The organism is Stenotrophomonas sp. 63632_Sma (assembly GCF_056482875.1).
This window is the reverse complement of sequence record NZ_CM151220.1, coordinates 2,203,922-2,229,792: the sequence shown is the minus strand read 5'-3', so window position 1 is coordinate 2,229,792 and position 25,871 is coordinate 2,203,922. Positions and strand designations below refer to the sequence as shown.

25 protein-coding genes are annotated in these 25,871 nt (G+C 66.1%); 18 read left to right on the top strand and 7 right to left on the bottom strand.

The genetic code is table 11. The features are described 5' to 3' along the window. Positions 1-6: 6 nt before the first annotated feature. Positions 7-2,367: a DNA translocase FtsK gene (locus ACZK45_RS10330; RefSeq protein ID WP_032127351.1), complete on the bottom strand. Its 2,361-nt coding sequence runs from the start codon at positions 2,365-2,367 to the stop codon at positions 7-9. A 233-nt stretch (positions 2,368-2,600) separates the two neighbouring features. Here ACZK45_RS10330 and trxB point away from each other — a divergent pair, with 233 nt between their 5' ends. Beyond that, entirely contained in the window at positions 2,601-3,572 is a 972-nt protein-coding gene (gene trxB / locus ACZK45_RS10325; protein ID WP_014037154.1) for a thioredoxin-disulfide reductase, read from the top strand. 101 nt (positions 3,573-3,673) lie between these two features. Then, positions 3,674-4,798: a GNAT family N-acetyltransferase gene (locus ACZK45_RS10320; protein WP_478445796.1), complete on the top strand. Its 1,125-nt coding sequence runs from the start codon at positions 3,674-3,676 to the stop codon at positions 4,796-4,798. Between the two features lie 85 nt (positions 4,799-4,883). On the opposite strand, the gene ACZK45_RS10315 is transcribed toward ACZK45_RS10320, so the two are convergent. After that, entirely contained in the window at positions 4,884-6,152 is a 1,269-nt protein-coding gene (locus ACZK45_RS10315) for a hypothetical protein (protein ID WP_478445795.1), read from the bottom strand. Positions 6,153-6,224: 72 nt separating this feature from the next. Between ACZK45_RS10315 and aat the strand changes: the two genes are divergently transcribed. From aat to ACZK45_RS10295, 4 genes are all read left to right on the top strand, one after another. Beyond that, the gene (gene aat / locus ACZK45_RS10310; RefSeq protein ID WP_478445794.1) at positions 6,225-6,965 is read left to right on the top strand and encodes a leucyl/phenylalanyl-tRNA--protein transferase; all 741 of its coding nucleotides are present in this window, start codon (positions 6,225-6,227) and stop codon (positions 6,963-6,965) included. An 86-nt stretch (positions 6,966-7,051) separates the two neighbouring features. Further along, positions 7,052-7,270, top strand: coding sequence for a translation initiation factor IF-1 (infA, locus tag ACZK45_RS10305; RefSeq protein ID WP_005409596.1), 219 nt, complete (start codon positions 7,052-7,054; stop codon positions 7,268-7,270). A 171-nt stretch (positions 7,271-7,441) separates the two neighbouring features. Then, positions 7,442-7,714, top strand: a complete 273-nt coding sequence (locus ACZK45_RS10300; protein ID WP_125895705.1) for a hypothetical protein — start codon at positions 7,442-7,444, stop codon at positions 7,712-7,714. A gap of 129 nt (positions 7,715-7,843) precedes the next feature. After that, a complete protein-coding gene (locus ACZK45_RS10295) occupies positions 7,844-8,221 on the top strand; it encodes a hypothetical protein (protein WP_478445793.1) in 378 nt (125 codons plus the stop codon). A gap of 48 nt (positions 8,222-8,269) precedes the next feature. On the opposite strand, the gene ACZK45_RS10290 is transcribed toward ACZK45_RS10295, so the two are convergent. The 3 genes from ACZK45_RS10290 to clpA form a co-directional block, all read right to left on the bottom strand. After that, entirely contained in the window at positions 8,270-8,557 is a 288-nt protein-coding gene (locus ACZK45_RS10290) for a HigA family addiction module antitoxin (protein ID WP_032127356.1), read from the bottom strand. Between the two features lie 8 nt (positions 8,558-8,565). Continuing rightward, positions 8,566-8,844, bottom strand: a complete 279-nt coding sequence (locus ACZK45_RS10285; protein ID WP_478445792.1) for a type II toxin-antitoxin system RelE/ParE family toxin — start codon at positions 8,842-8,844, stop codon at positions 8,566-8,568. Between the two features lie 183 nt (positions 8,845-9,027). Continuing rightward, positions 9,028-11,313 carry an ATP-dependent Clp protease ATP-binding subunit ClpA gene (gene clpA, locus ACZK45_RS10280; RefSeq protein ID WP_125895707.1) on the bottom strand — a complete coding sequence of 762 codons (2,286 nt, stop codon included), beginning with the start codon at positions 11,311-11,313 and terminating at the stop codon, positions 9,028-9,030. 138 nt (positions 11,314-11,451) lie between these two features. Between clpA and ACZK45_RS10275 the strand changes: the two genes are divergently transcribed. After that, positions 11,452-12,264 (top strand): APH(6) family putative aminoglycoside O-phosphotransferase, encoded by an 813-nt coding sequence (locus tag ACZK45_RS10275; RefSeq protein WP_478445791.1) that lies wholly within the window; start codon positions 11,452-11,454, stop codon positions 12,262-12,264. 138 nt (positions 12,265-12,402) lie between these two features. Here ACZK45_RS10275 and clpS read toward each other — a convergent pair whose 3' ends face one another. After that, entirely contained in the window at positions 12,403-12,729 is a 327-nt protein-coding gene (gene clpS / locus ACZK45_RS10270; RefSeq protein ID WP_006444529.1) for an ATP-dependent Clp protease adapter ClpS, read from the bottom strand. Between the two features lie 112 nt (positions 12,730-12,841). Between clpS and ACZK45_RS10265 the strand changes: the two genes are divergently transcribed. From ACZK45_RS10265 to ACZK45_RS10225, 9 genes are all read left to right on the top strand, one after another. Further along, entirely contained in the window at positions 12,842-13,315 is a 474-nt protein-coding gene (locus ACZK45_RS10265) for a hypothetical protein (protein WP_032127360.1), read from the top strand. A 1-nt stretch (position 13,316) separates the two neighbouring features. After that, the gene (locus ACZK45_RS10260; RefSeq protein WP_107431877.1) at positions 13,317-13,778 is read left to right on the top strand and encodes an NUDIX hydrolase; all 462 of its coding nucleotides are present in this window, start codon (positions 13,317-13,319) and stop codon (positions 13,776-13,778) included. Next, on the top strand, positions 13,775-14,917 hold the full coding sequence (mnmA, locus tag ACZK45_RS10255; protein WP_107431878.1) for a tRNA 2-thiouridine(34) synthase MnmA: 1,143 nt from the start codon (positions 13,775-13,777) through the stop codon (positions 14,915-14,917). The genes ACZK45_RS10260 and mnmA overlap by 4 nt, the downstream gene beginning before the upstream one ends. Beyond that, positions 14,914-15,528 (top strand): high frequency lysogenization protein HflD, encoded by a 615-nt coding sequence (gene hflD, locus ACZK45_RS10250; protein ID WP_010485865.1) that lies wholly within the window; start codon positions 14,914-14,916, stop codon positions 15,526-15,528. The genes mnmA and hflD overlap by 4 nt, the downstream gene beginning before the upstream one ends. A 164-nt stretch (positions 15,529-15,692) precedes the next feature. After that, a complete protein-coding gene (locus tag ACZK45_RS10245) occupies positions 15,693-16,883 on the top strand; it encodes a methyl-accepting chemotaxis protein (protein ID WP_005409587.1) in 1,191 nt (396 codons plus the stop codon). 98 nt (positions 16,884-16,981) lie between these two features. Continuing rightward, entirely contained in the window at positions 16,982-17,197 is a 216-nt protein-coding gene (locus tag ACZK45_RS10240; protein WP_125895711.1) for a hypothetical protein, read from the top strand. 97 nt (positions 17,198-17,294) lie between these two features. Then, positions 17,295-17,642: a hypothetical protein gene (locus tag ACZK45_RS10235; RefSeq protein ID WP_121503220.1), complete on the top strand. Its 348-nt coding sequence runs from the start codon at positions 17,295-17,297 to the stop codon at positions 17,640-17,642. A gap of 112 nt (positions 17,643-17,754) precedes the next feature. Beyond that, positions 17,755-18,219: a hypothetical protein gene (locus ACZK45_RS10230; RefSeq protein ID WP_121503219.1), complete on the top strand. Its 465-nt coding sequence runs from the start codon at positions 17,755-17,757 to the stop codon at positions 18,217-18,219. A 139-nt stretch (positions 18,220-18,358) separates the two neighbouring features. Further along, positions 18,359-18,886: a hypothetical protein gene (locus ACZK45_RS10225; RefSeq protein ID WP_478445790.1), complete on the top strand. Its 528-nt coding sequence runs from the start codon at positions 18,359-18,361 to the stop codon at positions 18,884-18,886. Between the two features lie 117 nt (positions 18,887-19,003). On the opposite strand, the gene ACZK45_RS10220 is transcribed toward ACZK45_RS10225, so the two are convergent. Then, positions 19,004-21,763 (bottom strand): bifunctional diguanylate cyclase/phosphodiesterase, encoded by a 2,760-nt coding sequence (locus ACZK45_RS10220; RefSeq protein WP_293791612.1) that lies wholly within the window; start codon positions 21,761-21,763, stop codon positions 19,004-19,006. A gap of 131 nt (positions 21,764-21,894) precedes the next feature. Here ACZK45_RS10220 and ACZK45_RS10215 point away from each other — a divergent pair, with 131 nt between their 5' ends. Both ACZK45_RS10215 and ACZK45_RS10210 read left to right on the top strand, forming a co-directional pair. Continuing rightward, positions 21,895-23,997, top strand: a complete 2,103-nt coding sequence (locus tag ACZK45_RS10215) for a sensor histidine kinase (protein ID WP_478445789.1) — start codon at positions 21,895-21,897, stop codon at positions 23,995-23,997. A 4-nt stretch (positions 23,998-24,001) separates the two neighbouring features. Continuing rightward, the gene (locus ACZK45_RS10210; protein WP_032127372.1) at positions 24,002-25,774 is read left to right on the top strand and encodes an EAL domain-containing protein; all 1,773 of its coding nucleotides are present in this window, start codon (positions 24,002-24,004) and stop codon (positions 25,772-25,774) included. Positions 25,775-25,871: the final 97 nt, after the last annotated feature.

Sequence of the window (25,871 nt, the reverse complement as noted above, 5' to 3'; positions counted from 1 at the left end):
CGGGTCTTACTTCGGCGGCGGCGGTGCCAGCACCGTGCGGTCGCCGTTGTGCTCGGGCGGGCTGACCACGCCGGCCGCTTCCATGGCCTCGATCAGTCGCGCTGCACGGTTGTAGCCGATCTTCAGCCGGCGCTGCACGCCGGAAATCGAGGCGCGACGGGTCTCGGTGACCACCCGCAGCGCTTCGTCATACAACGGGTCGGACTCATCGCCGGCAGAGCTGTTCTCGGGCAGGCCGGTGGCACCGACGACCACGCCGTCGCCCATCGTCTGCACCTCGTCCAGCACGCCGTCGACATAATCGGCCGGGCCCATCGCCTTGAGGTGTTCGACCACGCGATGCACTTCCTCGTCGGAGACGAAGGCGCCGTGCACACGCTCGGGCATGGCGGTACCCGGCGGCAGGTACAGCATGTCGCCGTGGCCGAGCAGGGTTTCTGCGCCGGACTGGTCGAGGATGGTGCGCGAGTCGATCTTGGAACTGACCTGGAAGGCGATGCGGGTCGGGATGTTGGCCTTGATCAGGCCGGTGATCACGTCCACCGACGGGCGCTGCGTGGCCAGGATCAGGTGGATGCCGGCCGCACGCGCCTTCTGTGCCAGGCGCGCGATCAGCTCTTCCACCTTCTTGCCGACGATCATCATCATGTCGGCGAATTCGTCGATGAAGATGACGATGAACGGCAGCGTCTCCAGCGGACGCGGCGCCTCACCCAGTTCCGGGTTCGGCTTGAACAGCGGGTCCATCAGCGGCTGGCCGGCGTCCTGGGCTTCCTTCACCTTCTTGTTGAAGCCGGCCAGGTTGCGCACGCCCACCGCGCTCATCAGCTTGTAGCGGCGCTCCATCTCGGCCACGCACCAGCGCAGGCCGTTGGCGGCCTCCTTCATGTCGGTGACCACCGGCGCCAGCAGGTGCGGGATGCCCTGGTAGACGCTCAGTTCGAGCATCTTCGGGTCGATCATCAGCATCCGCAGGTCTTTCGGCGAGGCCTTGAACAGCAGGCTCAGCACCATCGCGTTGACCGCCACCGACTTGCCCGAACCGGTGGTACCGGCCACCAGCAGGTGCGGCATGCGCGCCAGATCGGCCACGGTCGAGCGGCCAGCAATGTCCTTGCCCAGCGCCAGGGTCAGCACGCTGGCCGACTTGTCGTATTCCTTCGAACGCAGCAGCTCGGAGAGGTAGATCATCTCGCGGGTGACGTTGGGAATTTCCAGGCCGATCACCGATTTGCCCGGAATGACGTCGACCACGCGCACCGACTTCACCGACAGGCCGCGCGCGATGTCCTTGTCCAGCGAACTGATCTGGCTGACCTTGATGCCCGGCGCCGGCTCGATCTCGAAACGGGTGATGACCGGGCCGGGGTTGGCGCCGACCACCTGGGCGTCGATGCGGAAGTCCTTCAGCTTGAACTCGATCTGCCGCGACAGCGCGTCCAAGGTTTCCTTGTCGTAGCCCACCGGCTGCGGCTTGGGGTCGTCCAGCAGCGCGAGCGGCGGCAGGTCCGAGCCATCCCCGTTGACGCCACGGAACATCGGGATCTGCGTGTCGCGCTTGGCTCGGTCACTCTTCTCGATCACCGGTTCCGGGCGCGGCTCGATCTTCACCGGCTCGCGCTTGGCGCGCACCTCGGCATCGGCCTTGCGCACTTCCTGGCGCTCCTCGCGCATCACCCGGGTCTGCTGCCACTCGGTGACTTCTTCCTTCTTGCGCGCCAGCAACGGCGCCAGCGACATCACGCCGCGGCCTATCTTCTCCATCACCGTGAACCAGGACAGCCCGGTGGCCAGGGTGATCGAGGCCAGCAGCAGCACCAGCACGAACAGGTTCGCGCCCAGCGCGCCAAAGCCCACCGTGAGCGAGTTGCCCACCAGCTTGCCGAGGATGCCGCCGGCACTGGAGACATCGCCACTGAACAGGCGCACATGCAGGAAGCCGGTGCCGGCGATCAGGAAGCCGACCAGGCCGACCAGGCGCAGCGCCGGGTCCAGGTCGTTCTCGCCCTTGCTCTCGCGCTTGAGGCCGAACATGGCGATCCACGCCAGCGCGCCCAGCACCACCGGCAGCAGGAAGGCGATGTAGCCGAACAGCTGCAGCAGCACGTCGGCGATCCAGGCGCCGGCGCGGCCGCCGAGGTTGTGCACTGGCGCGACCACGCTGCCGGTGTGCGACCAGCCCGGGTCGGTCGCTGAATAGGTGAACAGACTGGCCGCCAGGTACAGCAGCGCCGGCGCGATGGCGATCAGGCCAAGGTCGCGCCAGAGGCGTTGGCGGCGTGGATTGTCGGTCGTCGCCGCCGCGGCCGTGCGACGTGACGCCTTGCTGTCGTCGGACTTGGAGCGTTCGGGGACCTGCTTCGCCACCTTAGACCATACCTTTGGAATGCGCTGTTAGTGATTGATAATAAATGAGACGGCGTCAGTTTTCAGTTATGCGACATCTGACAGGGCAATCAGAGGGCCGGAACCACTGCTGGATGACGGCGTTCTGTTCATCGGCTTGAATCGCCCTGCCCCAGCCGCCACTCTATGACCAGCCACGGATGCTGCGCAAACATCGCCAGCGCCTTGTCCCATCTACCTTTTCGCGAGTCTACATGAGCACCAGCCTGCCCTCCCGCCACCAGCGCCTCGTCATCCTCGGTTCCGGCCCGGCCGGTTGGACCGCCGCCGTCTACGCCGCCCGCGCCAACCTGAAGCCGGTCGTCATCACCGGCCTGCAGCAGGGTGGCCAGCTGATGACCACCACCGAGGTGGACAACTGGCCGGGTGACGCCCACGGCCTGATGGGCCCGGACCTGATGGCGCGCATGCAGGCCCATGCCGAGCGCTTCGAGACCGAGGTCATCTTCGACCACATCCACACCGCCGATGTGTCGCAGCGCCCGTTCAAGCTGATCGGCGACAGCCACGAGTACACCTGCGATGCCCTGATCATCGCCACCGGCGCCACCGCCAAGTACCTGGGCATCCCGACCGAGGACGAGTTCAAGGGCCGCGGCGTGTCCGCCTGTGCCACCTGTGACGGCTTCTTCTACCGCGACCAGGACGTGGTCGTGGTCGGCGGCGGTAACACCGCCGTGGAAGAGGCCCTGTACCTGTCCAACATCGCCCGCAAGGTCTACCTGGTCCACCGCCGCGACACCCTGAAGGCGGAGAAGATCATGCAGGACAAGCTGTTCAAGAAGGTGGCCGAAGGCAAGATCGAGACCGTCTGGCACCACCAGGTGGAGGAAGTGCTGGGCAATGACGCCGGCGTGACCGGCGTGCGCGTGAAGTCCACCCTGGACGGCAGCACCCGCGACATAGACGCCCACGGCTTCTTCGTGGCCATCGGCCACCACCCGAACACCACCCTGTTCGACGGCCAGCTGGCGATGAACAACGGCTATCTGGAAATCCGTTCGGGCCTGGGCGGCAACGCCACCCAGACCTCGGTGGAAGGCGTGTTCGCCGCCGGCGACGTGGCCGACCAGCACTACCGCCAGGCGATCACCTCGGCCGGCTTCGGCTGCATGGCCGCTCTGGACGCCGAGCGTTATCTGGACGCGCAGGGCAAGGCCAGCTGAGGGGCGAACCCGCTGCTGTAGCGTCGAGCCAGGTTCGACTCAGGCAAAAGGCCGACGCCAGTGCGTCGGCCTTTCTGTTTCATCTGCCCTATCCTTTCCTCATGCCCTCCCCCCGCTTCCTCGACTCCCTGCAGTCCGTTTCCGCCACCGACTGGGATGCCCTGCACGAAGGCCTCAACCCCTTCGTCAGTCATGCCTTCCTTTCCGGGCTTGAACAGCACGGCTGCCTGCGCGAGGACTGGGGCTGGCAGCCCCGGCACTTCACGCTATGGGAAGGTGACACCTTGGTCGGCGCCATTCCGGGCTACCTGAAGACCAACTCCCACGGCGAATTCGTGTTCGACCATGCCTGGGCCAACGCGTATGCCCGTCATGGCCGCGACTACTATCCGAAGTGGCTGGGCGCGGTGCCGTACTCGCCGGTCACCGGCCCGCGCCTACTGGCCCGTCACGATTCAGAGCGCACCGCATTGCTGTCGGCGTTGCGCGAGGCGCTGCCGGCACTGGACGTGTCCTCGGCCCATATCAACTTCCACACCGCAGTGGACGAGGCGCTGTTCGGCGATGACTGGCTGCTGCGCGAAGACGTGCAGTTCCAGTGGCAGAACCCGGGCGACTGGGCGACGTTCGACCAGTTCCTCGGTGCGATGAACCACAAGCATCGCAAGAACATCCGCCAGGAACGGGCCAAGGTCGTTCGCCAAGACATCACCTTCCGCGTGGTGCACGGCGATGAAGCGAGCCGCGCCGATCTGCAGGCGATGTACCGCTTCTACCTGCAGACGTTCCTCGAGTACGGCAATGCCCCGGCGCTGACCGAGACCTTCCTGCGTCACCTGGCCATTTCTTTGGGTCGGGGGCTGGTGCTGTTCCTGGCCGAACAGGACGGCGAGCCGATTGCCGGCGCGCTATGCCTGCGCGGTGGAGACACGCTGTACGGCCGTTACTGGGGCGGCGCCACGCTGCCCGGCCTGCACTTCGAGGCCTGCTACTACCAGGGCATCGAGTATTGCCTGCGCGAAGGGCTGACCCGCTTCGAGCCGGGCGCACAGGGCGAGCACAAGCTGGCACGCGGTTTCCTGCCGACGCTGGTGCGCAGCCGGCACTGGGTGGCCGATCCGGACTTCGCGGAAGCGCTGCAGGAGTGGTGCCGGCAGGAGCGACAGAGTGTGCGGCGCTACCAGCAGGAGCTGCAGGGGCATGGGCCGTTCCGCGTAGAACCGTAGAGGCGCGCTTGCTCGATTGGCGCGGTGCCGAAAGGCGTGCCAACCAAGGTTGGCACCTACCAAGGCAATAGCGAGGGCGCTGTGCTCAGGTGCACTGCCAGAAGTGCCCGCTCACCCGGCACTTTGCACACCAGAACGTATAGAGCATGCCGCCGCTGCCCCACAGCAGCGTGCCCTCACCCGTGGTCGGCAGTGTCGAATCCAGCTGCATCACGAACGGCATCTCTTCGCCGCAATCGATGCACGCCGGGTACCACGCACTCTGCACCCAACTTGGCGCTCCGCCCACACGCGACAGGTTCTGCCGATGATTGGACTGGCCCCAGTCCTGTTGCTGCCAGCGCGCGCTTTCGAGCGCCACCAGGCCCACCTCGGCCCGCATCAGGTCGCCACTGTCGGTGGGCGTACTCGGCACCGCACGGTGCTGGCTGGGATGGCAGGTGGGCAGACCGTCGGCATCGTGGCGATAGAAACGCACGGGCGGGTCTTCCCAGCCGCAGCAGTCCAGGCACAGCCCCAGCGTGATCTCGCCCGACGCGCCCGGCTGCAGCGCGGCAGCATCGGTCTGCAGCAGGCGCTGAAGCGGCGCATGGCAGCTGCTACACAGCGCTTCCAGCGGCCCTCCCATCTCCCCAACATGGTGTACCTGCCCACCATTCCAGGTCGGGTGCAGGCGCCAGGTGCGCTTGCGCCAGCTCGGTTCGTCTGCCTGCTGCGCGCGATGCTGTTCGTGGCCGAAGCGGAAGTGCAATGGCCGCTCGCCATGCAGGCGACGCGGCTGCGGACCTTCGGCGAGGCCGGCCCAGTGCGCCCAGACCTCGGCATCCAACCGCCCCCAGTCGACCAGGTAGCCGCGAGCAATGGCGTAGGTTTCGGGTTGGGCGGCGAGCAGCAACGCCCTGGCCCGCGCCATTTCGCGATCGTCATCGGCTTCGGCCAGGATCTGCGCCCAATGCGCGGCCGTCGCGCTGGGCAGGCCCTGCCAGACCTGCGTGGCCAACTGCACCTCATCCTCACTGGCGACCGCCAGCAATGCCTCCCAGTCGCCCTGCAGCACCTGCGGCGCCTGATAGCTGGCGAACTCCATCACGCTCGTCAACACGTCACCGCGCTCGCCCGCGCGATAGCGGCGCCACGCGTCGGCCACGACCGCGGGCACCGCGTCATCCGGCAGCAGGTCCAGTGCCATGTCGAGGAAGGCCGAGCTCGGCGAAGGCCGCGCCAGCGCCTGCAGCATCAACTCTCCCAGCTGACGCGGCTGTTCAGTGGCCATCGACAGCAGCATGCCTTGGCTGTCGTTGCGCGTGCGCGGGGCGTCATGCAGGTCGAGGATGGCGCTGATCGAGTCACTCATTCGGAGGCTCCTTGCCGGTGAACAGTGATGGTGCCAGACATCACGAATCACCACGACGAATACAATGGCCCCATGACCCGCCAGCTGCCCTGGCGCCTGGCCGATGCGCCGGACGCCCCCTTCCCTCCGGCCGAGACCGCACTGCGCCAGCCCGATGGCCTGCTGGCGGTGGGCGGCGACCTGCATCCGGTGCGTCTGCTCAATGCCTACGCCGGCGGTATCTTTCCGTGGTTCAGCGAGGGTGAGCCAATCCTGTGGTGGTCGCCGGACCCGCGCATGGTGTTCCGCACCGACGGCGTGCATCTGTCCAGTCGCTTCCGCCGCCAGCTGCGCAGCAGCACGTGGGAGATCACCGCCGACAGCGCCTTCAGCCAGGTGATGCGCGCCTGCGCCGCCGCACCACGCCCTGGCCAGGACGGTACGTGGATCAGCCCGGCGATGGTCGAGGCCTACAGCCAACTGCACGACCTTGGCTTCGCCCATTCCTTCGAAGTCTGGGATCGGCAGACACTGGTCGGCGGCATCTACGGCGTCGCGATCGGCGCCATGTTCTTCGGCGAGAGCATGTTCAGTGGCGCCAGTGGCGGCTCCAAGATCGCCCTGGCCGCGTTGGCAGCCACCCTGCGTGGCTGGGGCTGGGAACTGATCGATGCCCAGGTGGAGAATCCGCACCTGCTGCGGATGGGCGCCGAGCACCTGCCGCGCGCGGACTTCCTGGAGCACGTCCGTCAGGCCGTACACCATGACGGCCGTGAAGGCCCCTGGACCCAGGCGGTAGGACGCTTGCCAGCACAGCGTTTGGCCGGGGGTTAACACAAACTTTGCAAGCCGGGCCCATCACGCGTAAAATACCGCGCCTTAGGCCCAGCGTGGCCGTTTTCTGAACCGCACAGGACTACATGTCGAAAGACGATTCCATCGAGTTCGAGGGCACCGTCAGCGAGACGCTGCCGAACACCACTTTCCGCGTTCGTCTGGAAAATGGGCACGAAATCATCGCCCACATCTCCGGCCGCATGCGCAAGAACTACATCCGCATCCTCACCGGTGACCGGGTCAAAGTTGAAATGACCCCGTACGACCTGACCAAGGGTCGTATCACCTACCGCATGAAGTAAGCGGTCGGCGCATTGCGCCACTCCGACAGGGCCGGCCTCGCTGCTGGCCCTTTGTCGTGCGCGGAAGAAAGCGACCGGCACCGGGACCGATCGATTTTCGTCCCTGTCCGAAATACCGCATCGCGCCGCGACTCTAGACTCAATGCGTTCTTCACAGAAGGCGTTGCGCGCATGACCCACCTGATCGTCCTGGACCCCCAGTCCGTCACCAGCCGCTGCTACGCCAGCAAGGGCCCGGACGGCACCTGGTTCGGCCAGCCCTGCCTGGTCTGCACCAGCATGGACGCCTCGCACCCGCTGTACCTGGCCGTGCAGCGCGAGATTCCGCATATGGGCAGCACCCTCAAGCAGCGCCTGCACATTCCGCACGAGGCGGTCGCCTTTGTCATCGAAGACGGCGGCGACCAGGGGCGCCAGCAGGGATTCCGTTCGATCGCGGCCTGAGGCGCCAAAGGTCATCGTGACCGATCTCACCGTGGCGTCGGTCAGCCCTGCTTGCGGCAGATTCGCATTTGCAGCGGCGGCGGCATCTTGGGATCCGATCCAGTCCGGATCGCTGCCCCCTGCCCCGCCATGAACCTGTCTTCCCTGCTCATCCCCCTGGCTTTGTCTGCCGTCACCCTGCTGGCGTCGTCCGCCCATGCCGCCGACACCGCGCCGGCACAGTGCGTATCACTGACCAGCGAACAGCAGATCGTTCGCGCCGGCGCCGACAAGAACATCCTGCTTCGCTCCGGCGAAGACCACTATGTCGTGCATTTCCGCAACAGCTGCCCTTCTGCCGTACTGGCCACCCGCCTCGGCTTCAAGACCGACGGCAAAGAAGCTGACGAGCTGTGCAGCGAGGGCCGAAGCGCACTGGACACAGGTCGCGGCAGCTGCGAGGTTGCACGCATCGAGCCGATCGATGCCGAGCGATTCAAGCGTGAGGCGCGCCGCCGCAGCCGCTGACCCCAGACAGGACAAGGGCGGCCGAAGCCGCCCTTGTCGCGATATACGTCAACGCGTCGCGGCAACCAGCGACAACACTCTCGGTTGCGCGCGCTGCCGTGCCAACCAGAGATCGTAGCTGGATTGCAGCCCCATCCAGAAAACCGCAGTACTTACCCCCGCCATCTCAAGGCGGATGGCCAGGTCAGGACTGATGCCCGCCTTGCCGTTCAGAACCCGCGAAAGGGCTACCCGCGACATTGCCAGGCGCTCGGCCGCTTCGGTCACAGACAGATCCATTGGATCAAAGACCATTGCCTTGATCGCCTGCCCGGGATGCGGATGGTGATGAATCATGCGCGGCCTCAGTGATAGTCCAGGTAATCCAGCAGCTCCACGTCGCTGCCGGCGAAACGGAAGGTAATCCGCCAGTTTCCATTGACCCATACAGACCAATGCCCTTTCAGGCCGCCCTGAAGCGTATGCAGACGCAATCCAGGCATGGCGAGATCCTCAGGACCCGAAGCAACATCCAGGATCGACAGGATCAACAACACCTTGCTGGCGTGACTGTGGCGGATTCCACTGCTACTGCCGGAACGGTAGAGCCGCTCGAGGCCCCTGTGGCGAAAACCGATGATCATCACTGTATCCTGTATCGTTTCGCGATACAAACAGGGCAACACCCTATCGCGACCAGAAGACAGCATTGGCACCTCCGTTCCGTTCAAGCAAGGCCGCGGACGACAGTCCCACTGGAAACAACAAGGGCGGCCGAAGCCGCCCTTGTCATTTCCAGGCTTTCACGCCAAGCCTATGGCATCAGCTCATTCCACCGTGACCGGCAGCAGCCGCTCCGGCTCGGCCTGGGTCTCGACCACCAGCTCGTCGTCGCGAACATCGATGCTGACCTTGCCACCGTCGACCAGCTTGCCGAACAACAGCTCGTCGGCCAGCGGACGCTTGATCTTGTCCTGGATCACGCGGGCCATCGGGCGGGCACCCATCAGCGGGTCGAAACCATGGTGGGCCAGCCAGTCGCGCGCGGTCGGGGTGGCCGACAGGCTGACGTGCTTGTCCTGCAGCAACATCTCCAGCTCGATCAGGAACTTGTCGACCACGCGCAGGATGTGCTCGAAGCCCAGCGCCTGGAACTGCACCACCGCGTCGAGGCGATTGCGGAATTCCGGGGTGAAGCTGCGGCGGATGGTCTCCATCGCGTCGGTGGCATGGTCCTGCTTGGTGAAGCCGATCGAACGCCGCGAGGCCTGCGCCGCACCGGCATTGGTGGTCATCACCAGCACGACGTTCTTGAAGTTGGCTTCACGACCGTTGGTATCGGTCAGCACACCGCGGTCCATCACCTGCAACAGGATGTTGAAGATGTCCGGATGCGCCTTTTCGATTTCGTCCAGCAGCAGCACGCAGTGCGGCGTCTTGACGATCTTCTCGGTCAGCAGGCCACCCTGGTCGAAGCCGACGTAGCCCGGAGGCGCACCGATCAGGCGGCTGATCGAATGCGGCTCCATGTACTCGGACATGTCGAAGCGGACCAGCTCGATGCCCAGCTGCAGCGCCAGCTGCTTGGTCACCTCGGTCTTGCCGACACCCGTGGGACCGGCGAACAGGAAGTTGCCGATCGGCTTTTCCGGGTTGCCCAGGCCCGAACGGGCCAGCTTGATCGCCGAGGACAGCGTCTCGATGGCCGGGTCCTGGCCGAAGATCACCATCTTCAGGTTGCGCTCCAGGTGCTGCAGCACATCCTTGTCGGTGGCGCTGACCTGCTTGGTCGGGATACGCGCCATCTTGGCGACGATCGCCTCCACTTCCTCGACGTCGATCAGTTCCTTGCGCTGGCCTTCCGGCAGCAGGCGCTGGCGGGCGCCCGCCTCGTCGATCACGTCGATGGCCTTGTCCGGCAGCAGGCGGTCGCCGATGTGCTTCACCGACAGGTCCACCGCCGCCTGCAGCGCCTCGTCGGAATAGGTCACACCGTGGTGCAGCTCGTACTTGGACTTCAGGCCCTGCAGGATCTCGTAGGTCTCGCCGACGGTCGGCTCGACGATGTCGATCTTCTGGAAGCGGCGGGCCAGCGCCCGGTCCTTCTCGAAGATGCCACGGTACTCCTGGAAGGTGGTCGAGCCGATGCAGCGCAGCTCTCCGGACGCCAGCGCCGGCTTGATCAGGTTGGAGGCATCCATGGTGCCGCCCGACGCCGAGCCAGCACCGATGATGGTGTGGATCTCGTCGATGAACAGCACCGCATTGGGCACCTTCTTCAGCGCGGTCAGCACGCTCTTCAGGCGCTTCTCGAAGTCGCCGCGGTACTTGGTGCCGGCCACCAGCGCGCCCAGGTCGAGCGAATAGATCACCGCATCGGCCAGAACGTCGGGCACCGAGCCCTCGACGATGCGGCGGGCCAGGCCCTCGGCGATGGCGGTCTTGCCTACGCCCGCCTCACCTACGTACAGCGGGTTGTTCTTGCGGCGGCGGCACAGGACCTGGATGGTGCGCTCGATCTCGTCGGCACGGCCGACCAGCGGGTCGATGCGACCGGCCCGGGCCTGTTCGTTGAGGTTGCTGGCGAACTCGGTCAGGGCATCACCCTTCGGCTCGCCCTCCCCGCCTTCGATGCGGCCTTCACCCTCGGAGGAGGACGACGGCTGCTCGCCTTCCTCGCCCAGCTTGGCGATGCCGTGGGACAGGTAATTGACCACATCCAGCCGGGTGACATCCTGCTGGTTGAGGTAGTAGACGGCGTGCGAGTCCTTCTCGCCGAAGATGGCGACCAGCACATTGGCGCCGGTGACCTCCTTCTTGCCCGAGGACTGCACGTGGTAAACGGCCCGCTGCAACACGCGCTGGAAGCCCAGGGTCGGCTGGGTATCGCGGCCGTCATCTTCGGCCAGGCGGGACACGGAGGCCTCGATGGCCTGCTCCAGCTCCTGGCGCAGGCGTTCGGCGTCGGCGCCACAGGCCTTCAGTACAGCCTGGGCGGACGGGTTGTCGAGCAGTGCCAACAGCAGGTGTTCGACCGTCATGAACTCATGCCGGGCCTCACGGGCGCGCTTGTAGCACTGGCCGATGGTGTGTTCGAGGTCTTTGCTGAACATGGATTACTCCGGCGGCAGATGGGGACAATATGCGGCCTGACTACGCGTTTTCCATCACCCTAGCGGATTGCTGCGTTCAGATGGCGTTATCAGTGCGAATCGCTTGATCTTCATTCACTCCAGGACAGCCCACCCAGCATGAGCGAACCCTACCTGAGCCGCTGGCGATTGCGGCGTGATGGCGTGGCCATCGAGACGCCACACGCCCGGCTCTGGCCGGTGCTGACCGCCGCCGGCGAGCCGGCGATGCTGAAGATCAGCAGCGAAACCGAGGAGCAGAACAGCCACCGCCTGCTGCGTTGGTGGGACGGTGACGGCGCCGTCCGCCTGCTGGCCCACGAGGGGCCGGCGATCCTGATCGAACGTGCCGGCGGCGACTCGCTGCGGCAGCGCTCGATCGAGGGCGACGATGACACCTGCACCACGATCCTGTGCCAGGTCCTGCAACGGCTGCACCGGCCACGGAGCGCACCGCCAGCGGAACTGGTCTGCCTGCGTACATGGTTCGCGGACCTGCTGCAGCCAAGGGCGCCGCTGCCATCACTGCTGGAACAGTGCGGATTGCTGGCGGCGGCATTGTTGCAGGAGGAACAGGAGATCCGACCGCTGCACGGCGACCTGCATCACGACAACGTGCTCGATTTCGGTGCGCGCGGCTGGTTGGCGATCGATCCGAAGCGACTGATCGGCGACCGTGCGTTCGATTACACGACGCTGTTCAGCAACCCGGACCTGTGCGGGCCGGGCATCCACGTTGCGACGCGGCCCGAGCGGTTCGCCGCCCGGCTCGACCAGGTTTCAGCGCTGGCAGGGATCGAGCGGCGCCGGCTGCTGCGCTGGATCGCGGCCAGCACGGCATTGTCGGCCGTGTGGTTCCGCGATGACGGCGACCCGGCCGATATCGACGAGGCGGTGGCGAGAATGGCGCTGGAGGCGTTGGCGGAGGGCTGATCCCGCGCTCTGGTAGATGCCCACCTTGGTGGGCACGCCCCATCCATTATCGATACAGGCCCCTGCCTTGGTAGGTGCCCACCTTGGTGGGCACACCGGGTCCGGAGTCGATGTGCCCGGACGAAAACCGTCAGCCGGTCAGGCCTTCTCCATCGTGCACAGCAGCGGGTGCTGGTTCATCCGCGAATACTCGTTGACCTGGGCGACCTTGGTCTCGGCCACTTCGCGGGTGAACACCCCGCACACGCCGCGGCCACGGGTATGGACGTGCAGCATCACCTGCGTGGCCTTGTCCAGGTCCATGCTGAAGAACTGCTGCAGCACGTCCACCACGAAATCCATCGGGGTGTAGTCGTCGTTGAGCAGCATCACCTGGTAGAACGGCGGCGGCGCCACTTCCGGGCGCGCGGGCTCCACGGCAACGCCGTGCTCGTGATGGGAATCGGGAGAAGACTCATGGGGCATCTGCCCATTATAGAGGCACGGGCCAGCCTGCGTCGGCCTGCCGCAGATTGGACGGCACGCACGCCCACCGTCACAATTGCACCCTCTCTCAACACTGTTTCACAGGATCTTCATGAAAAGGACCCTTCTTCCCGCCCTGCTGATCGCCCTGGCCGCCGCCGGCTCCGCCGCCGCCGAGACCCAGGCCGACAAGGCCGTGGCCCGCCACCTGGACAAGCTGGGCTATACCTACGAGGTCGACGAGGACGGCGACTACCGCATGGTGTTCGACGTCGAGGGTGATCGCACCCAGATGGTCTACGTGCGCTCGTCGGTGGAAGATTTCGGCACCCACAACATCCGCGAGATCTGGTCGCCGGCCTACAACGCCAAGACCAAGCAGTTCCCGGTGGCCGTAGCCAACCGCCTGCTGGAAGATTCGCAGGACGCCAAGATGGGCGGCTGGGTGAAGCAGGACACCACCGCCATGTTCGTGGTCAAGATCGACGCCGATGCCACGGCCGACCAGCTCAGCGACGCCATCGATGCGGCCATCCGCACCGCCGACGCCATGGAGCTGGAACTGACCAAGAAGGACGAGTTCTGAGTTGAACACCACGCCGGACCCGCGCTGGGCACCGCACGCCACTGTCGCCACCGTGGTGGTCGACGGCGGCCGCGTGCTGCTGGTCGAGGAGACCATCGACGGCCGCCAGGTGCTGAACCAGCCGGCCGGCCACCTCGAGCCGGGCGAAAGCCTGGCCGAGGCAGCCCTGCGCGAGACCTGCGAGGAAACCGGCTGGACGGTGCAGCTGACCCACTTCATCGGCTGCTACCAGTGGACGGCCGGCGACGGCACCACCTTCCTGCGCTTCTGCTATGCGGCGCGTCCGGTCTCGCACGACCCGGCGCAGCCGCTGGACACCGGCATCGATCGCGCGCTGTGGCTGACCCCGGCCGAGCTGCAGGCCGCCACGGAGCGCCTGCGCAGTCCGCTGGTCTGGCAGGTGGTGGCTGATTTCCTGGGTGGCCAGCGCCATCCGCTTTCGCTGGTCCGGGAGGTCGCATGAGCACTCCGCGCGTGATGGTGGGCGTCTCCGGTGGCGTCGACTCCTCGGTCGCCGCCTGGCGGCTGGTGCAGCAGGGCGAGGCCGTAGCCGGTCTGTTCATGCAGAACTGGGCCGACGACGGCAGCGGCGACTGCCGCGCCGAGGACGACCGCCGCGATGCGGTGGCCGTCTGCGGCCTGCTCGGTATCCCGTTCCACTTCCGTGATTTCTCCAGCGAGTACTGGCAGGGGGTGTTCGAGCACTTCCTGGCCGAGTACGCGGCCGGCCGCACCCCGAACCCGGACGTGCTGTGCAACCGCGAAGTGAAGTTCAAGCACTTCCTGGATGCCGCCCGCGAGCTGGGCGCCGAACGCATTGCCACCGGCCACTACGCGCGGGTGGCCCAGCGCGGCCACCAGTGGCTGCTGCTGCGTGGTGCCGACCGCTCCAAGGACCAGAGCTACTTCCTGCACCAGCTGGGCCAGGCGCAGCTGGCGGCCACCCTGTTCCCGATCGGCGACCTGGAAAAGACCGACCTGCGCCGGATCGCGCGTGACGTCAGCCTGCCGACCCACGCCAAGAAGGACTCCACCGGCATCTGCTTCATCGGTGAGCGCGACTTCCGCGAGTTCCTCGGCCGCTACCTGCCGGCCAAGCCCGGGCAGATCCTGGACCCGGCCGACGGCAGTGTGATCGCCGAGCACCCAGGCGTCTTCTATTTCACCCTGGGCCAGCGCGAGGGCCTGAACATCGGCGGCGTGCGTGGCCGCCCGGCCGCGCCGTGGTACGTGGTCGGCAAGGATGTGGCCAGCAACGTGCTGTACGTGGACCAGGACCGCGACAGCAAGTGGATGCTGTCCGACCGCCTGCGCTCGGAAACCGCGCACTGGATTGCCGGCGCGCCGCCGGCACGGCGCTTCGAATGCACCGCCCAGACCCGCTACCGCCAGCCCGACGAGCCCTGTACGGTCGAGGTGCTGGACGATGGCAGCGTGCTGGTCACCTTCGCGCGCCCGCAGCGCGCCGTTACTCCCGGTCAATCACTGGTGCTGTATGACGGTGATGTGTGCCTGGGTGGCGCGGTGATCGCCGCCACCGATGCGCCGCTGGAACAGCGCCTGCGCACCACCCCTTCCCCTTTTGAGGTAATCGCTGCATGAGTTTTACTGTCGACGACCGCGTCCTGGCTTTGGCCGGCATTGCCCAGGCCCTGCAGCAGGTACGCCGCATCGCCGATACCGGCCATTCCGACGCCGCCGCCGTGCGCACCGCCGTGGACAGCGTGTTCCGCGTCGATGCGTCTTCGCCGCAGGAGGTGTTCGGTGACCGCCATGCATTGAAGGCTGGGCTGCGCCTGCTGCACAACTACTTCCGCAGCCAGGGCCAGGACCCGATCCTGCCCAAGCTGGCCCTGTCGGTGCTGCAGCTGGAGCGCCGCTTCGTTCAGGATGGCGCCACCGTGAACAAGGTCGCCTCCGGCATCGAGCGCGCCCAGCGCCAGGCTACCGAACTGGGCGACAGCGGCCACCCGGACGTGCTGGCCAATCTGGGAGGCCTTTACGCCGACACCATCAGCCACCTGAAGCCGCGGGTGATGGTGCAGGGCAACCCGCATTACCTGGGCCAGGCCGGTGTGGTTGCCGAGATCCGCGCCCTGCTGCTGGCCGCGGTGCGCTCGGCAGTGCTGTGGCGCCAGCTGGGCGGCAGCTACTGGGACTTCCTGTTCAGCCGCAAGGCGATGATCGAGGCCGTGGACCGCCAGCTGGCCTGAGCCCCATGGGGTCGGATCCTTTTCCGGCAAGGAAAGGGCTCTGACCCCGAAGCCGCCGAGGCGTCGGAAAACCGGCGCATTCAGAATGCACTTCGAGGCATTTCGACGTTAAAGAGAAAGGGGGTACGGCCGATACATCCTCCGTGCACCTCCCGAGAACGTCCATGTACTCACGCATTTTCATCCGTCTGGCCGCCCCCCTGGCTCTGACCCTGCTGCTCCCCTTCGCCATCGGTTTCGAATGGCCGGCCGCCCTGCGTTGGGCGATCCTGACCACGATGACGCTGAGCTGGCTCGGCTTTGCGTGGTGGACCACCCGCGCCCAGGCACACCGTTCCCCGGAACACGCCCGTGTCCTGCGTGAGCAGGACCAGCTGCTGACCGAACTGCGCAATTTCGTCGGCAACGAGATCGAGGGTTCGCGCGGCGAAGTGGAACGCGCCCGTGACCTGATCCGCCAGGCCGTCTCCAGCCTCGGTGGCAGCTTCGATGCGATGAACCGCAAGTCGCGCCAGCAGAGCCAGGCCCTGTCGCGCATCGTCGACCGCGCCGGTGACGAAGGCAATGCCGGCCTCGACGTTGCCCGTTTCGCCCAGCACGCCAGCCACCGCATGGAACAGCTGGTCGAAGCGCTGGAACAGGTGAGCGGCCAGAGCAGCACCACGGTGCAGCACATCGACCAGATGGCGCAGCACCTGGATGGCATCTTCGCGCTGCTGGAAGACGTCAAGTCGATCGCCGACCAGACCAACCTGCTGGCCCTGAACGCTGCCATTGAAGCGGCACGTGCCGGTGAAGCCGGTCGTGGCTTCGCGGTGGTCGCCGACGAAGTGCGCAACCTGTCCGAGCGCTCGACCACCTTCAACGAGCAGATCCGCAAGCTGGCACACAGCTCCAAGGACGCCATCGCCAAGGTGCGCGAGACGGTCTCGCACATGGCCTCGCGTGACATGGACCGCTCCCGCGAAGCTCGCCAGGAAGCGGCGGCAATGCTCGACAACGTCGCGCAGATCAACGCCTCGCTGGGTGACGGCATGCGCGAAGTGTCCGAGTGCGCCCGTTCGATCGATGGCAGCGTGGCCGAAGCTGTACGCGCCCTGCAGTTCGAAGACATCGCCACCCAGGCGCTGGGCGGCGTGCACACCCACCTGGACCGCCTGACCGCGATCAACCGCGAGGCGGTGGCCCTGCAGGAACTGCTGCACCGCAATGGCGGCGTGTTCGACGAAGAGATCGCCACCGCCCTGCAGCGCACCGGCAGCCGCCTGCGCGAACTGCGCAGCGAATGGGAACGCCCGCCGCACAAGCCGGTTGCCCAGCAGAGCATGGGCGCCGGCACCGTCGAGCTGTTCTGATCCTGATGTCCGCTGCCGTTGCCGGCAGCCCGCAAGGCCCCGGTTCGTCCGGGGCCTTTGCCTGTGACCCGCCGTTGGATGCATCCTGTACACGCACCATGACCCTGATCCGCGCCCTGCCCTCCCTCGCCGACACCGAGCGCCCGCGCAACGCGAGCGTGCGTGAGCAGCTGCAGCAGCTGGAAGAGGTAGCACGTGAGGAGATCCGCGAACTGCAGCAGCTGGCGGATGCGCGGCCTGGCCCGTCACGGGCGGATGAGGCGCTGCTGGGACTGGCGTGGGACCTGGGGTTGGACGGGGACGCCTTGAGGTAGACCCACGCCATGCGTGGATGGTCTTCACCACCACCCGCTCCAAACCCATGGCATGATCCGCCCATGCCATCTACGGCTGGACACGGAGTGTCGTCGCATGAGCACCACGTTCATGACCTGGCTGGGATTTGCTGTGATGGTGCTCATCGCGGTCACCTTCACCTGGCGCCCCGCCTACGCCACTTTGCGGCCACCTCGGCATAGACCTGTCGCATTCCTGTTCGGCAGCCTGCTCTTCATGCTGATGGCCTTTCTATTTGCCTGGGCGCCGGCAACTGCCATCAACACCGGGCATGTTCATCTGAGCCATCACCGCTCCGGCACCATTGATGCATGGCGGGACATCGAGCCGATGACCTTCTGGCTGATCATCGTCGCGGAGTACGTGTTCGGGCTGTTGATCGCCAGCTATTCCATTGCAGGCATCGCATTGATGAAACGGTAGATCCACGCCATGCGTGGGTGCATGCGATCGCCCCTCCACCCTTTCGGACTTGTTGCATGGTGTGGATCACAGGCCCGGGGCACACTCGTCGCTCTCCCTCCCTGGTGGCCGCATGGCATTCAATCCGGAAGAAGCGCGAGAAACCTTCGAACAGTTTCTGATCATCATGGACGATCAGATTGAATGGCTGATCGAACAAGCACAGCTCCGCGGCGTCGACCTTGACGGCAGCCTGGAGAGCCTTGATCGCCTGGAGACGCTGTACACGACGATGGCTGCAACGTTGTCGGAGGACGAACAGGATGGCCTGAGGATTGTGTTTGCACGATATCTGGGCGATGTAGTGTGGGAGCATCACGGCGGCAAATGGACCCTGCCACTGGATGATCCAAAAGACATCAATTTCAACATGCCGGTTATCGTGGGGCACTCATCCTGCCCGTGGCTGGAATTCAATCCCATCCATACGATGCATTGCTATGCCCTACGCCCAAAGGCTGGAATGCTCCGAAGCATCGTCGCGCACAGTGTTGATCCACAGATTCTGGATCTCAGCGATCTGGTGGAAGACGATTGAATCCAGGAGACTGCTCGATTCACTGGACCGCCCCGCGAGGACGGTAGCTGGTTCCGGGCAACATCCACGCATGGCGTGGATCTACTGGGGTGGCGAAATCGCTATGGCATGATGCGCAGGTCCCGTTCATGGAAGACCGATGGCCATCGCCCTGATCGCCGCGCTGTTGATCGAAGTCCTGCTGCTTGTGCTGTGGGCGCCGTTCTTCTTCCGCACCGGCATCGTCCTGTTCAATCAGCGCATCGCCGCTACGCCGGCAGAGCTGGCGCAGCTTTCGCTGGCCGGGTTGGAGCATGATCTGCCGGCCGATACCTGGCTTCGCCTGGTGTTCCGCGCGCTGCCGGACGGCAGTGTCGCCTTTCGCGAGAGCTTCGCGCCGAGCTTTGGCAGTCGCTACTTTCCGCTGATGCGCGGGCGGGTGATGATCGACGCGCAACGCAGGGAGGTGCGGGTGGTCGGGCGGTGCAGCTGGTTCGCGCTGGGCCTGACACTGATGCTGGTGCCGATCATCCTGGTCCGCCCGGCTGCGTCGCCGATGCTGGTGGCCCTGCTGCTGTTCTACATGGGCTATTTCATCCAGCGCCGACGCTATGCACATGTGGTGGAAGCAGTGCGCGCACGGCTTCGCTCCGAATTTCCGCAGCGAATGGTTGCCGCATCGCAGTAGATCCACGCCATGCGTGGATGATCGCGAGCACCGGCATTCGTGTCGACCAAGGTCGACACCTACCAGAGCGGTGCGTCGGCGTGCGGCGATCCCGCCGGGCAAGGCCCGGCGCTACCCTCAGCGTGCCAGCACGACCTCGCTGGCAGCGTCGGTGCGCCCGGGCGCGGCGTGCTGCTGGCGCAGCCACTGCGCCAGGTCGCGCGGGCTGAGCGGGCGCGAGTACAGGTAGCCCTGGATCTCGTCGCAGCCCTGGCGACGCAGCATGTCTTCTTCCTGGTGCGTTTCCACGCCCTCGGCCACCACTTTCATGCCCAGCGCGTGGCCCAGGTGCACGATGGCCTGGGTCACTTCGGCCGTGCCCGAATCATGCAGCATGCCCTGCACGAAACTGCGGTCGATCTTCAGGCGGCCCACCGGGAATCGGTTGAGGTAGTTCAGATTGGAGAAGCCGGTACCGAAATCATCCACCGCCAGCGGCACGCCATGCCGTTCCAGCACGTCGAAGCAATGGCGCAGGATGTCGGTGTCACGGATCAGCGCCGACTCGGTCAGCTCCAGCTCCAACCGCTGCGGCGGCCAGCCGTGGGCATGGCAGATCTCGATCACCCGCTCGGCAAAGCCACGGTCACGCAACTGCACCGCCGACACGTTGACCGCGATGCGGTCGAAACACAGGCCAGCCCGGTCCCAGGCGATCGCCTGGCGGCAGGCTTCATTCAGTACCCAGTCGCCGATGCGCACGATCTCACCGCACTTCTCTGCAATCGGAATGAACTCGGCCGGGCTGCAGTAGCCGATGCCGGGACGATGCCAGCGCAGCAGTGCCTCGATCGCTGGTGGCTCGCCCTGGTGCGCATGCAGCAGCGGCTGGTAGGCCAGGCTGAACTCTTCGCGTTCGATCGCCCCGTGCAGGGCATGCTCCAACTCGAGCTTGCGCTGGATGCGGGCCAATGCGTCCTGGCTGTAGTACTGGTAGGTGTTGCGCCCCGCTTCCTTAGCCGCGTACATCGCGGCGTCGGCGGCACGCAGCAGTGAATCGAAATCGGTCTGCGCATCGCCCAGCATCGCGATGCCGACGCTGGCACCGACCTTCAACGTGGTCTCGCCACGGCGCAATGGCTCGGCCAGCGAAGCGATCAGCTTCCGCGCCACGTGGCCGGCGTCTTCCGGCTCGGCCAGGTCGCGCAACACCACGATGAACTCGTCGCCACTGAAGCGGCCGAACAGGTCGTTGTTGCGAAGGTTCTGGTGCAGGCGGGTGGCGGCAGCCTTCAGCAGCGCATCACCGGTGGCATGACCGAAGCTGTCGTTGATGGTCTTGAAGCCGTCCAGATCAATGAACAGCATCGCCAGCGAGGTGCCGCGGTCGCGCGCTTCCTCGATGGCTTCTGCCGTCTGCTCGCCGAGCAGCACGCGATTGGGCAAGCCGGTGAGCAGATCGTAGTGCGCCAGCAGCTCGATGCGCTCGTTGGCCTCGCGCTCGCGGGTGATGTCACGGAACAGGACCACGAACCGAGGCGGCAGGCCGTCACGGCGATCCAGCTCGATCAGTACCTGCACCCACACGCGCAGGCCGGACTGGCGGTAGAAGCACAGGTCCAGCTGTTCGGGCAGCCCGCCGCCGGCAATCCGGACCAACGCGGCGTCGAAGGCATTGCGCGAATCCTCGGTGTACAGCGCCAGTGCCTGGTCGAGGGTGATCGGCTCCTTGCGCAGACCGTGGATGCGGTAGCACTCCTCGGTCCACTGCATGTGCCGGGTCTGCACTTCGATCTCGCAGCCGCCGATGCGGCCCAGCGCGGAAACACGGTTGAGCAGTTCGGTACGCCAGCGGATCAGTGCATCGGTCTGGTGCTGCTCGGTGATGTTCTGCACCTGGCCGAGCAGTCGCTTGGGCTGGCCATCCATGTCCAGCAGCGGCTGCATCCATAGCCGCAGATGCTGCGACGGTTCGTTGCCCCGGGTCAGTTCCAGTTCGATGTTGGCGGCCCGGCCATCGCGCCACAAGCGTCGCCATGCTGCGCGTAGCGCACCACGCGAGCGCGGATGCAGCTGCTTCAGCCAGCGCCGCTGGCCGGGTACGGCCCCCTGCTCCAACGCCAGCAGCGAACGCAGCTCCGGCGACCACCAGAAATGACCGCTGTTGGGGTCGAACGACCAGCTGCCCATGCTGGCGATGCGCTGGGCCTCGCTCAGGTGCAGCTGCTGCTCCTGAAGCAGCCCTTCCAGCTGCTTCTGCTGTTCGATATCGGTATGCGTGCCGACCATGCGCAGCGGCTGGCCATCGGCGGTGCGCGCGACCACGCGCCCGCGGTCCAGTACCCAACGCCACTGGCCATCGGCCTGGCGGAAACGGAACTGTGCGCTGTACTGCTCGCTCAAGCCACGCAGATGCTCATCCAGTGCAGCCCGCACCTGTGCGATGTCCTCGCTGTGCACGCGGGCCAGAATCTCGGTAGCGGTTTCATCGCCCAGTGCCGGGGTGCGCACCACACGGTCGCTGGGAATGTCCCAGTCCCAGAGGCTGTGCCCGGCGCTGTCCAGCGCCAGCTCCCAGCGCCCACCGCCGCCGAGCGGCACCGGCTCGGGAATGCTCAGCGTGAAGGCCAGCAGGTTGCCGGCGCCATCATGCACCGCGCGCAGGTGGCCGTCGTAGTGGCCGTGCGGGCCACCCGGCAGCGTGCAGGCCACGATGCCGCCATCGGCGGCCATCAGGCGCAGATCTTCCAGCATCGGCGCATACGCAGCCACGGTCGCCGGCAGGCCATGCTCGCGCGCAGCCGGATTGGCCGCCAGCGGGCGGCCCGTGCGGTCGACAATGACCAGCGCCGACGCAAGCGGGTGCTGCAGCAGGCTGGCGATGATCCCTTGGTCCACGCGATCTTGCTCCGGATGACACGCCCGTCAGCGGGGCACGCAGTGGTTAACGGCGCCTGCGGCGGATAATTGAGTGGTCTGGGCGCACCTGCGCGGTAAGATGGCCGGCGCCCCTTTCTTCCGCCCTGTCCATGCCCGCAGAACCGACCGGCAACGCCCCAGTTCCCGACCCGCGGATGGCGCAGGCGCTGAGCCGCGACCGGCGCCGGGTGGTGCTGAGCTACCTGGTGATGGCATTGGCCTGGATGATCGCTTCCGACAGTGCCGTGCAGGCGCTGGTGCCGGATCCGCAGCAGGCGGCGATGTGGCAGAGCGTGAAGGGCTCGTTCTTCGCACTGGCCAGTGCCGGCCTGCTGTATCTGCTGTTGCGGCCGCTGGCCGAGCATGTGCTGCACACCCATGCGCGCCAGCAGGCCTCGGAGCTGCGCCTGCGGCAGATGTTCGAGGGCAACCCCGGCCCGATCCTGGTCTACGACCTCGATACGCTGGCGATCCTCGATGCCAATCCGGCGGCCTGTACGGTCTTCGGCTGGGACCGTGACGAACTGCTGGAGCAGACCATCGATTCGCTGTGGCCGCCAGGCCAGGACCTGGCGCTGCAGACCAAGCTGGAAGCGATCCGCGAGGCACCGGAGGAACTGTGCATCCTGCGTACCCAGCTGCAGCTGCGTGACGGCTCGCTGCGGCAGATGGAGCTGCGCTCCAACGCCATCAGCTATGACGGCCACAACGCCCGCCTGCTGATTGCCATCGACCGCACCGCTGAAGACCTGGCCCAGCTGCGCCGTGACCAGGCGCTGGCGCGGGTCGAAGAAGCCCACGAGCTGGCGCGCATCGGCGCCTGGGAACTGGACCCCTCCACGGGACTTGGCCGCTATTCGAACCAGGTCTATCGCCTGCTCGGTCGCCGCCCGCCCGAGGCGCGGCGCTGGCATCGCTTCGACGAACTGCTGGTGCCGGCAGACCCGGCCACCGCCACCCAGACCGAACAGCTGCTGGCCGAGCTCTGCTCCGGCGAGCCGGTCCAGGTGGACGTGCTGTTGCCGTTGCTGTCGATGGATGGGCGCGCCTTGATGGTGCATCTGCGTGCGGCCAGCGGCATCGACGAGGCCGGCCGCAACCGCGTGCTGGGCACCCTGCAGGACGTGACCGAGCGGGAGCAATCGCGGCGCCTGCTGCGCGAGCGCGAAGAACAGTTCCGAGAGCTGGTGCGGGTGCTACCCGATGGCGTGGTGATCCTCTCCGACGAGCACGTGCTGTACACCAACGCCTGGGCCGCCAGCCTGTTCGGCTATGGCAGCCACACCCTGCTGGGCGAACCCCTGTCAGCACTGGTGGACAGCGCCGATCTGGCCCGCGTGCGCAGCCAATTGCGTGCAGGCCAACCACACCTGGGGCCCGGTCACAGCAGCATGGTGGCCATGCAGCGCGCCGACGGCCGCAGCTTCCATGCCGGCCTGGCGGTGGGCGAGGTTCGCTATGGTGGCCGCGACTGCAAGCTGCTGATCGTGCGCGACCTCAGTGATTCCGAACGGACGCGCAGTGCACTGGAAACCAGCAACCGCGAACTGCAGGCGATGGCCGGCCGCCTGTTCTCCCTGCAGGAAGACGAGCGCCGCGCGATCTCGCGCGATCTGCACGACGACATCGGCCAGGCGATCACGGCGATCAAATTGTCCGCCCATGCCGCGCAGGACGAGCACGATCCGCAGCGCCGCGCCGAGGACCTGGCACAGATCGTCAGCCTGGCCGACACCACGGTAGCCAAGCTGCGCGACATCTCCACCCTGCTGCGCCCTCCGCAGCTGGACGCGCTGGGCCTGGAAGCGGCCCTCAGCTGGCAGGCACGGGTGCTGTTCCGTTCTTCGCAGGTGGAGCTGCTGGCCGAGATCGAACCCCTGCCTCATCGCCCCGACAACAGCATCGAACAGGCCTGCTTCCGCATCGCACAGGAGAGCCTGACCAACGTGCTGCGGCACGCACGCGCGAGCCAGGTACACCTGCAACTGCGCGACATCGGCAAGCGCAGCCTGCACCTGCAGATCCGCGACGACGGCGAAGGTTTCGACCCGGACGGTCCGCGCGGGCTGGGCCTGATCGTGATGCGTGAGCGTGCGCAGAGCGTCGGTGGCCATGTGCGGATCGAATCCGCACACGGCGAAGGCACCCTGATCGACGTACACCTCCCCTACCAGGCGGCCAGCATGGCCGCCGTTGAGTCACCGGACTACTGAGCCTATGTGGAATCCCAACCAGCCCCCGGTCAGCATCGATGATGCGCCTGATCGCCTTGGCGCCGGCAACCCCGAGCTGCAGGCGATGGTCGCCGAGGCGGCCTCGGGCGGCACCGCACTGATGTTGATGCACGTGGACATCGACCACTTCGCCTCGGTCAACGAAAACATGAGCGCCGAGGTGGGTGACCAGGCCCTGGTGCTGGTGGCGCAGCGGTTGCAGTCCTACCTGCGTGGTCGCGGCAAGCTGTGGCGCCACGGCAGCGATGAGTTCCTGATCGCAGTGCCACGCACTGCCGACGTGCCATTGCCGGAGGACTTCGCCGAGGAGATCCGCCAGCAGATGGAGCTGCCGCTGTCGGTGCTGCCGTACACCTTGTTCATGACCGGCAAGCTGGGCGTCAGCCTGTGCCCGGACCATGCCAGCAGCACCTCGCGCCTGCTCGATCACGCCGAGGATGCGCTGTACCAGGCGGCCCGCGAAGGCGGCAACGCGGTGCGCATCCACGCCGTGGATACGCCACCGAGCGCGCACAGCGAAAGCATCATCGCCCGCCAGATCGTGGACGCCATTCCCAACGGCGAACTGAAACTGCGTTACCAGCCGCTGGTCAGCGCCCGCGATGGCCACGTGGTCGGCATGGAAGCGCTGCTGCGCTGGCAGTCGCCGACGCTGGGCATGCTGGTGCCGGAGCGCTTCATGCGCACCGCCGAGCGGCTGGGCATCATCGTGCAGATCGGCACCTGGGTGCTGGAAGGCGCACTGAAGCAGGCCCGCCTGTGGCGCGACCAGGGCTTCGACGACTTCACCATCGCGGTGAATGTCTCCACCCTGCAGCTGCTGCGGCCCAACTTCTTCGCTGAAGTCATGGGCCTGATCCAGGCCGCGGGCGTGCCGGCACAGATGCTGACACTGGAGATCAACGAAAGCGCGCTCACCAACAACGTCAACTTCGTGCACGAGACGCTGGCCAATCTGCGCAACGAAGGCATCAGCCTGAGCCTGGACAATTTCGGCACCGGTGATTCCAGCCTGAGTGCACTGGTCCGCTACCCGGTGGACAAGCTGAAGATCGATCGCAGCTTCATCAAGAGCGCACCGGCCGGCAACCGCGAGGCCGCCATCGCCCGCGCGATCATCGCCATGGGCCACCAGCTGGGCATGACCGTGATCGCCAACGGTGTGGAATCGCAGGCCCAGCTGGGCTTCCTGCGCCGCAACGACTGCGATGTGTTCCAGGGCTATCTGTTCGGCGAACCGATGTCGGCCGATGCCGCCGGCATGACCCTGCGCCGCCGCTACCTGCGTCCGGAAGCCTTTGCCGAGACCCGTCCCGACCGCACGCTGCTATTGCTGGACGACGAAGAGAACGTACTGCGCTCGCTGGTGCGTCTGTTCCGTCGCGACGGCTACCGCATCCTGGCCGCCGGCAACGTGCGCGATGCGTTCGACCTGCTGGCAATCAATGACGTGCAGGTGATCCTGTCCGACCAGCGCATGAGCGACATGAGCGGCACCGAGTTCCTGGGCCGGGTGAAGATGCTGTACCCGGACACGATCCGCCTGGTGCTGTCCGGTTACACCGATCTGAACACCGTGACCGACGCGATCAACCGCGGTGCGATCTATCGCTTCCTGACCAAGCCGTGGAACGACGACGAGCTGCGCAAGCACATCCACCAGGCGTTCCGCACCTATGAGGAACAGCGCCGCAGCAACGCCGGTCCGGCGCCGGTGGAAAGCGGAGATGGCGGCGAGGATCGCCCATTGCGGTAACGATCCCCTCTGGTAGCGCCGGCCGCTGGCCGGCTGCTCTGGATGTCGGGTTCAATGAGGTTGCCGGCCAGCGGTAGCTACCCGAAGCGCGAATCCA

Coding starts and splice junctions, on each gene's coding strand:
- trxB (WP_014037154.1), top strand. CDS start 2,601: ATGAGCACCAGCCTGCCCTCCCGCCACCAGCGCCTCGTCATCCTCGGT.
- ACZK45_RS10320 (WP_478445796.1), top strand. CDS start 3,674: ATGCCCTCCCCCCGCTTCCTCGACTCCCTGCAGTCCGTTTCCGCCACC.
- ACZK45_RS10315 (WP_478445795.1), bottom strand. CDS start 6,152: ATGAGTGACTCGATCAGCGCCATCCTCGACCTGCATGACGCCCCGCGC.
- aat (WP_478445794.1), top strand. CDS start 6,225: ATGACCCGCCAGCTGCCCTGGCGCCTGGCCGATGCGCCGGACGCCCCC.
- infA (WP_005409596.1), top strand. CDS start 7,052: ATGTCGAAAGACGATTCCATCGAGTTCGAGGGCACCGTCAGCGAGACG.
- ACZK45_RS10300 (WP_125895705.1), top strand. CDS start 7,442: ATGACCCACCTGATCGTCCTGGACCCCCAGTCCGTCACCAGCCGCTGC.
- ACZK45_RS10295 (WP_478445793.1), top strand. CDS start 7,844: ATGAACCTGTCTTCCCTGCTCATCCCCCTGGCTTTGTCTGCCGTCACC.
- ACZK45_RS10290 (WP_032127356.1), bottom strand. CDS start 8,557: ATGATTCATCACCATCCGCATCCCGGGCAGGCGATCAAGGCAATGGTC.
- ACZK45_RS10285 (WP_478445792.1), bottom strand. CDS start 8,844: ATGATCATCGGTTTTCGCCACAGGGGCCTCGAGCGGCTCTACCGTTCC.
- clpA (WP_125895707.1), bottom strand. CDS start 11,313: ATGTTCAGCAAAGACCTCGAACACACCATCGGCCAGTGCTACAAGCGC.
- ACZK45_RS10275 (WP_478445791.1), top strand. CDS start 11,452: ATGAGCGAACCCTACCTGAGCCGCTGGCGATTGCGGCGTGATGGCGTG.
- clpS (WP_006444529.1), bottom strand. CDS start 12,729: ATGCCCCATGAGTCTTCTCCCGATTCCCATCACGAGCACGGCGTTGCC.
- ACZK45_RS10265 (WP_032127360.1), top strand. CDS start 12,842: ATGAAAAGGACCCTTCTTCCCGCCCTGCTGATCGCCCTGGCCGCCGCC.
- mnmA (WP_107431878.1), top strand. CDS start 13,775: ATGAGCACTCCGCGCGTGATGGTGGGCGTCTCCGGTGGCGTCGACTCC.
- hflD (WP_010485865.1), top strand. CDS start 14,914: ATGAGTTTTACTGTCGACGACCGCGTCCTGGCTTTGGCCGGCATTGCC.
- ACZK45_RS10245 (WP_005409587.1), top strand. CDS start 15,693: ATGTACTCACGCATTTTCATCCGTCTGGCCGCCCCCCTGGCTCTGACC.
- ACZK45_RS10240 (WP_125895711.1), top strand. CDS start 16,982: ATGACCCTGATCCGCGCCCTGCCCTCCCTCGCCGACACCGAGCGCCCG.
- ACZK45_RS10235 (WP_121503220.1), top strand. CDS start 17,295: ATGAGCACCACGTTCATGACCTGGCTGGGATTTGCTGTGATGGTGCTC.
- ACZK45_RS10230 (WP_121503219.1), top strand. CDS start 17,755: ATGGCATTCAATCCGGAAGAAGCGCGAGAAACCTTCGAACAGTTTCTG.
- ACZK45_RS10225 (WP_478445790.1), top strand. CDS start 18,359: ATGGCCATCGCCCTGATCGCCGCGCTGTTGATCGAAGTCCTGCTGCTT.
- ACZK45_RS10215 (WP_478445789.1), top strand. CDS start 21,895: ATGCCCGCAGAACCGACCGGCAACGCCCCAGTTCCCGACCCGCGGATG.
- ACZK45_RS10210 (WP_032127372.1), top strand. CDS start 24,002: ATGTGGAATCCCAACCAGCCCCCGGTCAGCATCGATGATGCGCCTGAT.